The following is a 13,077-nucleotide window of genomic DNA, read 5'->3' as shown; positions in this document are numbered from 1 at the left end:
AAGATGAGAAAGAAAGCCGAAGAAATATTTCTCGCCGGAGTTGAAAGTGTTTTGCCTGAAAAGTTGATTCAAAGACAAATAAAACGGGATGGTGATATACTGCAAATTGCCGGTAAATCATACCCGTTATCCCGATTCAGGCATATTTACGTTTTGGCAGCCGGAAAAGCAGCCGCTTTAATGGCTAAGGAAACCGAACGAATTTTAGGCGACAAAATAACAGGGGGGCACGTTGTTACCAAATACGGGCACGAAACCAATTTAAAATACCTGAAACTTACCGAAGCGGGACATCCGATACCGGACGCCGAAGGCGTGAAAGGGACACGAAAAATGCTGGACATTGCCCGGCAATCCGGTGAAGAAGACCTGGTTGTCTGCCTGATATCGGGCGGTGCATCAGCACTGATGGCGGATTTCCCTGAAGGAACCACGCTCGATGACCTGAGACATGCAAATGAACTACTGGTAAAATGCGGTGCTGATATTACCGAAATAAATGCCGTGCGCAAACATCTTTCGAACGTGAAAGGCGGACAACTTGCCAAAACGCTTTATCCGGCAACAACCGTTTGCCTGATTTTATCGGATGTCACCGGTGACCGCCTCGATGTCATTGCTTCCGGCCCTACCTTCGGGGACACCAGCACATTTGCCGACGCGTGGGCGGTCATCGAAAAGTATTCGCTGGAAAATTCTTTCCCGCCTCCCATGCTGAACCATTTGAAAAAAGGATTGACCGGTTTGATTCCCGAAACACCCAAGCCGGGCAATGCTATTTTCAGGAACGTCCAAAATTACATAATCGGGAATAACTTACTGGCACTTGAAGGTGCGTCACGTAAAGCACATGGGTTTGGTTTTAAGACCCATATCGTTACCGACAAGTTAAAGGGAGATTATACGAATGTAGCCGATTTCATTCTGAAAACAATCGAAAACTACCAACAAGCTAGCGGTAAAAAGCCCGTTTGCCTGCTTTTTGGGGGTGAACCGACTGTAAAAGTTTCGGGAAATGGATCGGGCGGGCGCAATCAGCACCTGGCCTTGTATTTATCTACCAAAATTGATCACGAAAAACAGATCACCATCTTATGTGCAGGAACAGACGGTACAGATGGACCGACCGATGCCGCGGGAGCCGTTGTTGATAATGAAACGATAGCTATTGCGGTGAAGAAAAATATCAATCCCCGGGTTTTTCTCCAAAATTCCGATTCTTACCATTTTTTCCAACAAGCCGGCGGTCATATTATCACCGGAAATACACGGACGAATGTAATGGATATGGTAGTAGTCGTGATCGAACATCTCAAATCAGGGCATCAGGCATATCCAGGCGTGGAAGTTACATGAAATCATTAACAATTGAAGTTTTATCTAAAGAAAGTTTTAACTTTGTCGTCAATCATGCGAATCTGGGGGCAGCCTGCGTAATAATGAATGGGACCGGACTGGTAGAAATATCTCCGGGAGAACATTAACCAAAAGAAAAATACGGCGCTACCAAAAGATATAAAGTTCCATTCTATTTTTATGGAGGTGTACTCTCCGGATGGAATGTAGTGCCTGAAAATGGATAATATCTTTTTTGAAAATAGAAAATAAAATAAAACAATCGTATGAACAAGAAATTGATCATTATTCTACTATTGGGAGTATTCACTTTCAGTTTGAATGCCCAAAAACTCTCTTTTAAGAAAGACGGAACATTTAAAATTGTACAATTTACCGATATGCACTATAAGCACGGAGATCCTAAATCGGACACGACCCTGATGCTTATTCCCAGAATACTGGACACAGAAAAACCCGATATGGTCATCTTCACGGGAGATATTGTCACCGGTGCGGTACAAGAAGGATGGGATGCCGTAACCAAATTCGTTATAGACCGGAAAATACCGTTTGCAGTGACTCTGGGTAATCACGACCATGAACAGGGTGTAACAAGAGAAGAAATTGCTGATATTGTCACCTCCTACCCTTTTAACATCAACAGGTTGTCAGAAATAAGCCATGGAAGAGTGATGGATAATGTGATTCCGGTATATAGCAGCCTGAAGCCACTCAAAGAAGCAGCGCTAATCTATTGTTTCGATACCGGAGCTTATTCCACAATAGATGGCGTAGGTGGATACGACTGGATGACAACTAAACAAATAGAGTGGTATCGGGAGCAAAGTATCCATTATACTGTCAAAAATAATTTTCACCCACTACCCGCCCTTGCCTATTTTCATATCCCATTACCTGAATACAAGTTGGCATTCGACGATGAAAAAAATATACGTTATGGAGAAAGAAAGGAAGATGAATGCCCTCCCGGACTTAATTCGGGTATGTTCTTCTCGATGAAGGAAATGGGAGATATTATGGGTACATTTGTGGGTCATGATCATGTAAATGATTATATAGTAAACTACCACGGTATCGCCTTAACCTACGGGCATTTTAGCGGCTGGAAAACCACATATACCCCTGAGATCAACGGTGCACGCATAGTGGTACTCAAAGAGGGAAAACGGGAATTCGACACATGGCTACATCAGTTGGACGGAAATATTAAACATAAAGTTTCTTATCCGTCACAGCTTCTTAATCCGGCCAAATAATTTTTCTATTTTTATAAAAACTTCGGGAGTTCACACGTATTAATACTAAATTTCATTCCCGGAGTTTTACTTTTTCAGAAACCTTTTTTGCGCAAATAAAGGTATTGTTTGGTTAATATTCAATACCTTTGGTTTGTGATCATCCATACAATATTCTAAACGAGTCAGAGGTGCGAAATAATTCCGGACAGAATCACTGTACGAGGAGAGTAATCGCCAAGAAATATCTGCACAAATATCTCATAGATAGAGCAGTACCCTTTTACTAAAACAAATCTAAAAATATAACACAATGCAACTAAATGATCCATTATTAACACGAAGGAACTTTCTGAAAGGCTCAGCTACAATCGGAACTGTAGGCATAATGGGAGGAATTCCCATGTTAAGTTCATGTACATCGCAAAAAAAAGGGAAAGAGAAAGGAGAAGAATTACAACTTCCCGCATTACTTGACCAAGCACCTGACGGGAAAGTGCTTAAGGCAGGACTGATCGGATGCGGAGGCCGGGGTACGGGAGCTGCGGTCGATTTCCTGAATGCCGGCCCTAATTTGCAGATAACGGCTCTGGGGGATGTTTTTCAGGATAAGATGGATGCATGCCGGGAAATTCTGAAAAAACAAAAGAACGTGGAGATACCCGATGAGAACTGTTTCATAGGGTTCGACAGTTATGAGAAAGTAATTGACTCGGGAGTAGATGTCGTATTACTTTGCACTCCTCCTCATTTCAGGCCTGCGCATGTAGAAGCTGCCGTGAACGCAAGAAAGCATATCTTCATGGAAAAACCGATCGCCGTAGATCCGACAGGCGTACGTAAAGTGCTGGCTTCAATGAAAAGAGCTGAATCCATGAGACTGAATGTTATCAGCGGGACCATCCGCCGTTCCCAGAAGGATTACATGGAAACACGTCGTAGGGTATTGAACGGAGAGATTGGAGAGATTACAGGTGCGCATATTATCAGGAACGGTGGTGCATTATGGTTTCGCAGCAGAAGGCCGGAGTGGTCGGATATGGAATATATGTTAAGGAACTGGGTGAATTTCTGCTGGTTATCGGGAGACCATATTGCGGAGCAATTTATCCACGAGATAGATGTGATGAACTGGTACCTGGACGAATATCCTGTAAAAGCTACCGGATGGGGCGGACGTCAGAGAAGGGTTACCGGCGACCAATATGATTTTTTCAGCATCGAATACCTGTATGAAAGCGGGATGAGAACCCACTGCGCAGCAAGGCAGATAGATGGCTGTTCCAACGGAAAGGTCGAGCAGATCAATTGCACGCAAGGCTATGCCGACGCAGCGGGTAAATTATATGACCTGAAGGGTAATATGATCTGGGAGTATCCCCACCCTGCCGAAAACGATATGCAGTCGGAATGGTACGTAACCAATCCTTTCGTACAGGAACACATTAATTTAGTGACTGCCATAAGGACAGGGAGCACCATCAACGACGGAGAAGACCAGGCCAATTCCACGCTTGTGGCCATTATGGGTAGAATAGCCGCTTACACGGGAAAAGATGTTACCAGGGAGGAGATCATGAATTCCGATCTATATCTGGGGCCAAAAACTTACAGCATGGGAAAAATTGAAGGTATTCCGGAGACTATTCCTCTAGCTGGTATTCCTCACAAAGAGTAAAAAATCGAAAGAGACCCATCCATGGAGGTCTCTTTTATTATAATCAGATAATTCTGTAGTCCATTTTCTCCGGATTTCACCCTGTGATTTCATCTCTTTTATTACAAAAAAGACTATTTTTGTAAAAATTGATTTTATACACACCTAAAACAACTAAATTTTAAATTATCAATGACCTCCAGAAGACAATTTTTAAAAACAATGGGAGGAGTTACATTACTCACCATTGTTCCCCGAAACGTGCTCGGGAAAGGTATGATCGCTCCGAGTGACGAACTGACCAAAGGGATCATCGGAGTAGGCGGAATGGGCCGGGGGCACATTCCCTATGACAACACGCGCGTAGTGGCCATGTGTGATGTGGACAAGACACACCTCTCAAAGGCAGCCGCCATGGTAAAAGAAAAGATCAATCTCTATCACGATTTCCGGGATCTTATCCTCGACAAAAATGTGGACATCGTACACATCGCTACCCCGCCCCACTGGCACGGATTGATGTCATTGGAAGCGGCAAAGGCAGGAAAAGACATCTTCTGCGAAAAACCGATGACACGCACGATCGGAGAAGGAAAACGGGTAAGAGAAGCAATAGCGCAACACGGCAATATCTTCCGTCTTAACACATGGTTCCGGTTCAAAGATTCTTTTTACGGGCTGGGAACACCGATGAAACCCCTCAAAAAACTGGTCGACAGCGGCATGCTGGGATGGCCGTTGAAAGTGACCATCAGCAAACATACCGGATTCGACTGGAAATTCTTCTGGGTAGGGAAAACACACTTGGAGCCGCAACCAATCCCGCAGGAACTCGATTACGATATGTGGCTCGGACCGGCTCCCTACAAGCCCTATAATGCACACCGCGTACACGGGACCTTCCGTGGATACTGGGACTACGATGGAGGGGGCCTCGGTGATATGGGACAACATTATATCGATCCCGTACAATACATGCTGGGCAAAGATAACACAAGCCCTGTCAAGGTGGAAGTAGACGCACCGCAACAGCATCCGGATGCAGTGGGGACATGGAGATCTATCACATATACTTATGAAGACGGTTGCCAGATCATTCTCTGGGGAGGTGACTACGGAGAACCGGATACCCCCTATATTGCAGGACCGAACGGGAATGTATATAAGAATTTTGTATGTGATATACCTGACTGGGAAAAGAAACTGGCTGATTTCCCCGAGCCTCAGGCTCAAAACACCGATTTCCTTGAATGCGTACGCAACAGGCAGAAATTCGCACTGAATGAGATCAACGGGCAACGTTCCTGCACTATTGTAAATATGGGTACGGTGGCGCTCCAACTGAACAGAACGCTGGAGTTCGATCCGGTGAACGAACTGTTTATAAATGATGCCGAAGCCAATCGCCTACTGGACCAACCCGTCCGGGCACCTTGGACTATTTAATTAATGTGATGATTTATTGATTTAACGATGTGATGATTTATCTGTCTACTAATTTGTAATTCAGACGGTCATCCCAAATCATAAACTTTAATTTTTCACTTTTCACTATTAATTTTTAATTTCTAAAATGAAACATATACAATTACTTATACTCTGCCTGGGCCTGCTTATTACAAGCGGCATCCAGGCCCAATTGCCGGAAGGAAGGACAAAAGCTACCGTCATTGCCGACGCATTGGCCCAACTGCCGGCCGATACGCCTCACAAATACAATCAGGTAATAGCCGATCTGGTATCTACCGGCGAGGAGGGTTTACTTGATCTGATCGGCAGGATGAACCCTCCCGGAAATCAAAGCAACGAATCCCTCGATTACGCCATCAGCGGATGGACCCATTTCGTGGCAAACGATGATACTGACCGCAGCATTGCGGCAGGAGCCTTTGAAAAAGCTCTCAACCAGCCATTGGACAAGGAAGTAAAAGCATTCCTGATCCGTCAACTCAGAACAATTGCCACAGACGACAATGTAGATGTGCTGTCTACTTTCCTCAGGGATGAATATCTATCCGACCCCGCTGCACAGGCATTAGTCTCTATCGGAACGGAAAAAGCCGGTAATGCATTGCTGGCCGCCCTTACGGCTTCAAATGATGAAAAAATCAGATTGAACCTGGCAAACGCTATCGGACAATCCGGTTACCAGAAGGCAGAACCGGCCTTGTTGGGTCTCCTTAATCAAAATCCGTCGGAAGCGATGCGGAAAGTACTACTCAATGCCTTGGGGAATATGGGTAGTACAGAATCCCTCAAGGTATTACGCAATGCTGCAGAGAATGCCGGTTATGCATACCGGAAAGATAATGCTACCGCTTCGTACATCTCCCTGCTCGGCAGACTGAATAGCACCGGACCTAAACTGGTGAAAAAGGAGGCGGAAAAATTGCTGGCCACAGGCAAAAAACTTGGCAAGCAGGATATCCGGATCGCGGCAACCAAACTGATACTGACCCAACCAACAGTAAAAAAAGAGGATGTCCTGAAAAATGCCATCAAGGATGGGGATATTACCTACCTTTCAGGAGTACTTAGTCTTTATCCGTTCCAGGATGACAGGAAATCGACTGAACTGGTACAGACAACACTTGCTTCTACCAAGTCACCGGAAGTGCAGACTGTACTTATCTACTGGCTTGGCAATCACAATATAAAAGCATCTATTCCACAGATTGCCCGCCTTGCCCGCTCTTCCGGCAGTATGGTGCAGAAGGCAGCCACACTGTCTCTGGCCAGACTTGGCGGTAAAGAAGCACTTATTGCACTGGCTTCTCTCCTTAAAAGCAGCAATGATGAAACTGTCACATTGGCAAAAGATGCCTTGTCTGCTTATAACGGGGATATTTCCTACACACTTGCTTCCGTTTTTGAGGACAGCAGTGATACAGGAAAGACGGCGATACTGGAACTTATCGCCAACCGGAAAATGGAAAATCAGTATAATTTGGTTTACAACCAGATGTTCAGCAGCAATACTACCGTAAAGACCGCTGCGGCCAATACGCTGAGAGATGTGTCTACCGACAAGAACCTGTCCGACTTGTTTACCTTGCTTGAGCGGGAAGATGTTACATATGTTCCCGCCATACAACAGGCAATCAACGCGGCACTGAGCCATTTGCCCGTAGAAAGACAACTCCCGCTGGTAACGGAAAGGATGAAAAATTCCCCCAACAAACATCTCTATTATACTGCGTTGGCAAACAATGAATCCCGGCAGGCAATGGATATCATTACCAATGCTTATGCTACGGCAACAGGAGCAGAGAAAGAGGCTGCATTCGATGCGCTTACCCATTGGAAATCCTTCCACGTAATCTACCCATTGCTGGATATTGCGCGTAACAGTAAAGACAAACGTGAGTTGGAAAAGGTGACGGATGCACTGGTCTCGGTTATCCGTAACTCCGGACAGACCGGAGCTGTCAAATACCTTTATCTCCGTGAGACAATGCAGTTTGCCCAAACCGACAAGCAGAAGAAAGACATACTTCGGCTGATCGGCAATACAGGTCAATACCAGGCATTACTCTATGTTGCGCCTTACATGGATGAATCCACACTGAAAGAAACAGCTGCAGTGGCCGCAATGAATATAGCCATCAATGAACCTTCATTCGCCGGTACGGAAACGACAAGGATCCTGGATAAGGTCAGCAAGACGCTCTCTAATCCCGATGCTGATTACCAGCGGCAATCCATTGTCAAATACCTGGCAGAGAATCCCACCGAAGGAGGGTTTGTGTCACTCTTCAATGGCAAGAACCTGGACGGCTGGAAAGGCTTGGTAGAAAATCCCATCAAACGGGCGAAGATGAGTCAGAGGGAGCTGGCTGCCGCACAAGCGAAAGCAGACAAGGAAGCGGCTAGAGACTGGAAGGTTGAAGACGGCAATATCATTTTCGACGGGACAGGCTACAATAACCTCTGTACGGACAAACAATATGGTGATTTTGAAATGCTGATAGACTGGAAACTCTATCCCGGCCCCGAACCCGATGCAGGGATTTATTTACGCGGAACGCCACAGGTACAGGTATGGGATACTGCGCGCACGAACGTGGGCGCAGAAGTAGGATCAGGTGGATTATACAATAACCAGCAAAACCCGAGTAAACCGCTCAAGGTGGCTGACCAAAAGGTAGGGGAATGGAATACTTTCCTTATCCGGATGATCGGAGAACGTGTATCGGTCTGGTTGAACGGAGAACTGGTGACCGATAACGTGATCCTGGAGAACTTCTGGGACAGGACCCAGCCTATTTTTCCGGTGGAACAGATTGAGTTGCAGGCGCATGGCAGTAAAGTGGCCTACCGCGACATTTTCATCAAGGAAATACCTCGTCCTGAACCGTTCAAATTATCATCTGAAGAGGAAAAAGAAGGATTTCGCATCCTCTTCGACGGAACAAACCTCGACCAGTGGACAGGAAACAAAAAGGATTATGCAGTAGAAAGCGGCAACATTGTGCTACATCCCAGCAAAGGATCAGGGGGTAATCTCTATACCAAAGACCAGTTCGACAATTTTGTCTTCCGTTTCGAATTCATGCTTACGCCCGGCGCCAACAACGGTTTAGGCATCCGCGCACCGCTGGAGGGGGATGCTGCTTACCAAGGGATGGAATTGCAAATTCTGGATAATGATGCGCCTATATATGAGAAACTGGCAATATACCAGTATCACGGATCGGTCTATGGTGTAATCCCTGCGAAAAGGGGATTCCTCAAGCCGGTTGGTGAATGGAACTATCAGGAAGTGATTGCTAATGGCGATCATATCAAAGTGATACTTAACGGAACGACCATCCTCGACGGCAATATCCGCGAAGCGTCCAAAAACGGAACGATAGATAAACGTGAACACCCCGGATTACTCAATAAGACCGGCCATATAGGTTTTCTGGGACATGGTTCAAAAGTGAAGTTCAGGAATATCCGTATCAAGGAACTGCAATAAGAGAGATAAGATACTTACGTGGAATGCGCCGTGCGGAAAAAATCGTACGGCGCATTTTTATTATCAACTTACCAGCTTCATTCCTCCCCACACGGCCAACAGACCTACAAGTACACTTGTAAAGGTATATAAAGCAAACAATCCCCATTGGTTGGCTTCTATCAGCCGTAAATTTTCGAATGCGAAAGTAGAGAATGTGGTATATCCACCGCAAAATCCCACGATAAGAAGCAATCGGAATGACTGGTTCTCAGGTTGATGAGCAAGCATCCATCCTGAGAGAAGGCCAATCAGGAAACATCCGGTCATATTGACAACCAACGTACCCGCAAACAACCATTCGGCAGCTACATACCGAGCAACGAGACGGGAAGCAATGAACCGGAGTATACTGCCGATCCCGCCTCCGATTCCTACATAGAATATATCTTTCCACATATTGTTTGCACTTTTTGCTGCAAAGATATGGATAATAGCCATACCTGCATGATATTATCACCGTAAAACAACGCTTTCGGCAATCAAACAGAGACCGGCAATTTCCAGAACCGGCAGGATGATTTATTCAAATGAATAGCTATATTTTGTGCGGTCTTTGGCATATTCGCATGATATGGTATTTGTATGTTTCTAAAGGACCTGGAACAAATGTTTTCCCGAACCGACCTCTACCTTTACAAAACCTTGCTCGACTTTTCCTTTGTATATATTGCCGTCAACTGTAAGCTGAAACTTCTTTAATGATACAGGCACCCACACCTCTGCAATTGTATTAGCAGGGATGGTCACTTCCATTTCGAAAACCATCGGGAACATGTTGGCATGTAACGAACTGTGGTCGGTACCGATGCCGTCGTTGTAGTAACCTAAAAAACGATCGGTATGTTCCAACAAATCGGTAGTCAGGTTGGCAGGCGCTTGCGCAAAACAGGATTGAATACCAAGAAGTGTGATCAATAGGAAACTTAGCATATTTTTATTAATTTGAGTCCTCTCCGAATTTATCATACAAAAGAATTATCAACTAAATTCTCCCCCGACTTTTCGGAGTGGACTCAAGGATAGAATCACAAAATCATCCAGGGACAATTGCTTCATATTTCCGTAGTAATTCTTTAATCTCTTTGGGCTCAACTTCCAGGGGAGAAATACCCTTCCTTGATGCTATAACAGCCGTAATAGCTGCAGCTTGCCCCATCCCCATACATGAAGCCTGAACACGTAGAGCGGAATTGGCAAGTCGATCACTGCTTACACATCGTCCCGCAACTAACAGATTTTTACTATTCCTGGGGATTAATGCCCGCAAAGGTACTGTAGCTACTGTGTGTTCATTCAAATGCTTGGGAACAACACCATGCTTGTCGTGCAAATCTATTGGATAAAAAGAATAAGAAAGAGAGTCTTCATGTACTTTTCCACTGACGTAGTCATCATGCGTGATTTGATATTCTCCGTCGATCCGGTACGTTTCCCTCACGCCTGCTTCAGTCTGCATAGATAGCAATCGCACTTTTTCGCATCCTGGTAGAGTTCTCAGAAAGCGAAGCATTTTCAACAGGGAGGTACGACCTTTTATATTTGTAATGGTATGGGTTTCCGAAGTAGTGGAATCTGCACCTAAAATATGCTGGATATTATCACCCTGATTTTGTAATAAAGCATTGATACTCCTAAAATCAATCTTGGAGACTCTCCCGTTTGCTACAGCCTCATCATATTTCACCTGAATCAGATTCATATCTAATTTACCCATATCGTAACCCCCAATCTTGAATTGGAGTGTACCTGGTTGATTTTCTTCTTCACGTAAGACCTTAAAACCGGCCAAGGCTGTTACAAAAGCATTTCCGGTACAATCTATTAGCTGGTTAGCGCGAATACGTGTATGAATACCTTTTCCCATAACATCCACTTCCCATAGACCATTTTTAAAGACTGCCTGTATCGGCGTTTCATAATATCGGATATGTACACCTGCTTCTAAACATTTTTCTTCGGCAAGCAACGCATACAGATAAGGATTCAATCGAATCTGGTGTTTCCAATGCCACCGTCCGGTTGGAATACTGAAATCAGGAAAAGTATCATTACCGAAACGCACGGTCTCAGAAACTAATTCCCATCCTATTCCCTCGATGATTTGTTTTCCCCATGCGTGAAACAAGCCGGGGAAAGAAACACCCCCGGTAGTTGTTGTTCCTCCTAACTGGCTTCCATTCTCTACCAAAATCGTACTGCATCCGGTTCTTCCCGCTTGAATTGCGGCAATTGTTCCTGCAGTACCACCTCCGATAATTAAGATTTCTGTCTCAATTTCTTTACGGGATCCTACCCTATATTCTAAAGAAGAGGCCACACTTCTTTTGGGAACTATACTAGTTAAAGAGATCGCTCCTACTGTTTTCAACATTGTTCGTCTTCTCATAACGTCCTAATTTTAATAAATTTATGACATAATGTAATTGATCAATTATTAATAACCGGGATTCTGGTCGTTTTTCGGATCAAGTGCTTGATTGTAATTTAATTCGGATGAAGGAATCGGCCATAGATAAGCTTTTTCAGGAATGGTTACTTTTTTTGCCTCACCAATAATCTCATTTGCTTTTCCTGTTCTTTTTAAATCATACCAGCGTTTTCCTTCAAAAATAAATTCATACGCACGTTCCTGTAAAACTAAATCCTGAAAAGATAGAGCATCATACTCCCCTACTTTAAAGTCAATTGAAGAAACTGTTTCTGGATCTATACCATACGCTCTCCGGTGTACCTGATTCAGCATTTCCATTCCTTCTGCAGTCGGGCCATTCGCAGCCATACAAGAAGCCTCAGCATAAATAAGCAAGGCATCGGGATAACGCATCAGTGGCAGATCATTTCCGGCACCCGTAGACCTATCCACTGCTTCTGTATCTGCATATTTTCCACACACCATAGTGGTCGCACCCAGGCCAAAATCAATATTATCCCAAAGACGTTTTCGCAGATCATTTTCATCCCAGTTTACGAAAAATATATTTGTAGCATCACTGTAATGAGCGTAAGCCCCTCCAAAATTAAAGTGTCCTGAAGCTTCATGATTCAATACCCATAATATCCAGTTACCAAACCCTACCTGACGTGTGTATTTGATATAAAATATTTCTTCGCTGCTGGTTATCAGGTCGGGACCGAATACGTTTGCCCTCAGGTCATCTGCGGATGTGACAGAAACGAGCGTATATTTGTTCGATTTGATTACTTCGTCCGCCTTATCTCTTGCGTTAGCGTATTCTCCTAGCGTAAGGTATACGTCAGCTAAAAGTGTTTTCGCTGCATAAATACCGGGCTTACCCGATTTTGAAGGAGTCTCAGGCAAATACGTCTCGGCATACTCCAGATCTTCACGGATAAAGGTATAAATATCTGTAACCGGCGACTTAACGAGATCCCTTTCTTTTAGGTTATTCTCTGTTCTAAGGGGAACAGCTCCATAATTCCGCACCAGATGATAATAGGCTAAAGCTCTCAAGAAACGCACCTCGGCAACAAAACGTTCCACTTGTGCCGTTGAAATTTTTTCATTCTCCTTTGTATTTAAAATAACGATATTCGCATTTCGGATAATAGAATAAAAATTAACCCAATAATCATTCATTTCGTCTATACTTGTAAAACCCTGCACATTACTAAGTATCGAACGGCTTCCTCTGCCATATCCCCAATCCGTATGGGCATCCAGCCGGACAATCAACTCGCTCCAGGTAGCCCCCTTGAAAGATAAATATACAGCATTGACAGCAGTCTCAACCTCTTCCGGAGTATTATAAAATAATTCCTCTGCCACTGTCTTAGGCCTCTCTTCAAGCAAATCTTCACAG

Annotated in this window: 9 protein-coding genes; 5 read left to right on the top strand and 4 right to left on the bottom strand. The window is 44.5% G+C overall.

The window, feature by feature from the left end; all coding sequences use genetic code 11:
- Positions 1 to 3: 3 nt before the first annotated feature.
- The 5 genes from PSM36_RS05280 (at position 4) to PSM36_RS05260 (ending at position 9,214) form a co-directional block, all read left to right on the top strand.
- Positions 4 to 1,356 carry a glycerate kinase type-2 family protein gene (locus PSM36_RS05280; RefSeq protein ID WP_076929479.1) on the top strand — a complete coding sequence of 451 codons (1,353 nt, stop codon included), beginning with the start codon at positions 4 to 6 and terminating at the stop codon, positions 1,354 to 1,356.
- Positions 1,357 to 1,622: 266 nt separating this feature from the next.
- Positions 1,623 to 2,615, top strand: coding sequence for a metallophosphoesterase family protein (locus PSM36_RS05275; RefSeq protein ID WP_076929476.1), 993 nt, complete (start codon positions 1,623 to 1,625; stop codon positions 2,613 to 2,615).
- Positions 2,616 to 2,907: 292 nt separating this feature from the next.
- Positions 2,908 to 4,272: a Gfo/Idh/MocA family protein gene (locus PSM36_RS05270; RefSeq protein WP_076929474.1), complete on the top strand. Its 1,365-nt coding sequence runs from the start codon at positions 2,908 to 2,910 to the stop codon at positions 4,270 to 4,272.
- A 171-nt stretch (positions 4,273 to 4,443) separates the two neighbouring features.
- A complete protein-coding gene (locus PSM36_RS05265; RefSeq protein WP_076929471.1) occupies positions 4,444 to 5,697 on the top strand; it encodes a Gfo/Idh/MocA family oxidoreductase in 1,254 nt (417 codons plus the stop codon).
- 127 nt (positions 5,698 to 5,824) lie between these two features.
- A complete protein-coding gene (locus PSM36_RS05260) occupies positions 5,825 to 9,214 on the top strand; it encodes a family 16 glycoside hydrolase (RefSeq protein ID WP_076929469.1) in 3,390 nt (1,129 codons plus the stop codon).
- A gap of 63 nt (positions 9,215 to 9,277) precedes the next feature.
- Here the strand turns inward: PSM36_RS05260 and crcB are convergent, their stop codons facing one another.
- From crcB to PSM36_RS05240, 4 genes are all read right to left on the bottom strand, one after another.
- A complete protein-coding gene (gene crcB, locus PSM36_RS05255; protein ID WP_076932064.1) occupies positions 9,278 to 9,652 on the bottom strand; it encodes a fluoride efflux transporter CrcB in 375 nt (124 codons plus the stop codon).
- Between the two features lie 192 nt (positions 9,653 to 9,844).
- Positions 9,845 to 10,186, bottom strand: coding sequence for a hypothetical protein (locus tag PSM36_RS05250; RefSeq protein ID WP_154670966.1), 342 nt, complete (start codon positions 10,184 to 10,186; stop codon positions 9,845 to 9,847).
- Between the two features lie 103 nt (positions 10,187 to 10,289).
- Positions 10,290 to 11,642 carry an FAD-dependent oxidoreductase gene (locus PSM36_RS05245; RefSeq protein ID WP_076929464.1) on the bottom strand — a complete coding sequence of 451 codons (1,353 nt, stop codon included), beginning with the start codon at positions 11,640 to 11,642 and terminating at the stop codon, positions 10,290 to 10,292.
- A gap of 48 nt (positions 11,643 to 11,690) precedes the next feature.
- Complete coding sequence (locus tag PSM36_RS05240; RefSeq protein ID WP_197684918.1) at positions 11,691 to 13,043, bottom strand: RagB/SusD family nutrient uptake outer membrane protein; 1,353 nt, start codon at positions 13,041 to 13,043, stop codon at positions 11,691 to 11,693.
- Between the last annotated feature and the right edge of the window lie 34 nt (positions 13,044 to 13,077).

This window comes from Proteiniphilum saccharofermentans (genome assembly GCF_900095135.1).
GTDB classification, from domain to species: domain Bacteria; phylum Bacteroidota; class Bacteroidia; order Bacteroidales; family Dysgonomonadaceae; genus Proteiniphilum; species Proteiniphilum saccharofermentans.
This window is presented reverse-complemented; position numbering and strand designations above follow the sequence as displayed.